Consider the following 1889-nt stretch of genomic DNA (forward strand, 5'->3'; position numbering starts at 1 on the left):
GGGCGCGGGTGACGGGCACGTGAGGGACTTCGCGGGGTACGCGCGCGAGCTGGACCGGCTCGGCACCGGCCTGCTGGACCGGGGCGAGGGCGGCGGCCCCGAAACCGCGTCCGGCGCGGACGGCGACCAGCGGCACTACCGGCGCCTTATCAGCAGCACGTGGGAGATCAGCCTCGATCTGCTGGAGGAGCAGGGCCTGCCCGAGGCCCGGCTCCTCATGCGCCTGCTCTCCTGCTTCGCGCACGCCCCGGTGCCCGCGTTCCTGCTCGATCTGGATGTGCTCGAGGACTCGGGGCTCTTCCCGGAGAGCCCCGGAGCGGACCGCTGCGAGGCGGCGCTCGAAGGGCTGGTCGACCTCGGTCTGCTGGCCGTGGAGGACGTCACGTTCAGCAGGAGTAGCGATAGCGGCGAACCTCTGACGGAACGGCTCCCGTGCCTGACGGCACACCCTCTGGTCCTTGAGGCGAATGCGCTGCGTCTCCGGGAGGCTGCCGGGGCCGAAAGGGAGCGGGTGTGGCACGCGGCCTCGGCCGTGGCTCTCTCCGCCTCGCGACTCGACTTCCGTGTGGTGGAGACATGGAAGGTGTGGAAGCTCGTCCTGCCGCACATCGAGGCCGGGATCCGGGCCGTGCCGCGCGAGGAGGTCACGTCTCTTGCCGCGTTCCTGTGGGCCGGGAAGAAGGCGCACGGCTACGCCGTCACCTCCAACAGTCGCGGCGCCGATGACGTACTGGCCCGGCTGCTCCGGGACCGGTCGGCGGAACTCCCGGACGGGCACCCGACCCAGGAGTACCTCCGCACCACCCTCTCCGAGGGTCTCGAAGCCGTTCACCAGGCGTACTTGTCGATGCGCGCGAAAGTCGGCGAGGAGGACGCGGCAGCGGTCTGGGCGCGGGCCTCCTGGGCACACGAACTGGGGCGCGCCGGGAACCTGGACCAGGCCCAGCACGAGTACCAGGCCGTCCTGCGCCTGCTGCGCCGCACGGATCCCGATGTCCAAAGCGCCGTGGCCGTCCACGCCGATTACGTGCGCGTACTCGCCAAGGGGGGCCGGACCGAGGCAGCGCAGACCGAGGCGCGTGAGCTTCTGCGCGCGCTGGACGCGGGTCCCAGGGACGTGGTCGACGTGGCGGCGCTCCATGTCGTGGCACTGGCCCTGCAAGAAGCGGGTTTGCTGCCGGAGACCGAGCAGGTGCACCGCGATCAGCTGGGCCGACTGGAGCGGGCGGGCGAACAGGACTCGGACCTGTACCTCGACATCTCGTCACTGCTCTGCGGCAACCTCATCGACCAGGACCGCGCCCCGGAGGCCCTGGTGATCCTCGACAAGCTCCTGGAGCGGTACGAATCGGCGCTGAGGTCGAGGGAGCCGGCGGGCCGCGACCTGGTGAAGCTCTATCAGCAGCGGGCCCGGCTGCTGAGCTGGGCTCACCGTGACGAGGAGGCCGAGGCCGATCTGCGCCTCGTCCTGGACCAGCTCCTCGCCTCCCTGCCGCCCCACCACCCGACGGCCCTCGGGTCCCGCTTCCAGCTCAGCAGCATCCACCGCAACTGCGGACAGCACAGCGCGGCCGTCCGCGAACTGGATTTGATCGACGCCGCGTTGGACTCGGACGAGGAGAGCGCCGCCAAATGGCGCCCCCTCTCCCTGCTGTGCCGGGCCCGTGCGTCGTACGCGGCAGGCTCCTGCCAGCAGGCCCTCGCCCTCTACGAAGAACTGCTCGCGAATCCGGACCAGAACACCAGGATCACGCGCGCGGCCCGCGAGGACGTGGAAGAAGTCAGTCGCGCCCTGGCGGCAGAGCAGGCCGGGGAGGACATGGAGGACGGACCCTCGCACGGGACCTGACCGCGCGAGGCCCCCCCGGCCCCCCGGGCCGATTCAGCGC

The 1889-nt window shown here is 71.3% G+C and carries 1 protein-coding gene; it reads left to right on the forward strand.

The annotated features are described in order from the left end of the window. The coding region (locus GKQ77_RS32280) for a tetratricopeptide repeat-containing protein (RefSeq protein WP_219692691.1) at window positions 1–1849 on the forward strand (1849 nt) is incomplete at its 5' end. Window positions 1850–1889 lie beyond the last annotated feature (40 nt).

The sequence above is a fragment of the Streptomyces anatolicus genome (assembly GCF_019400875.1).
Lineage (GTDB): Bacteria > Actinomycetota > Actinomycetes > Streptomycetales > Streptomycetaceae > Streptomyces > Streptomyces anatolicus.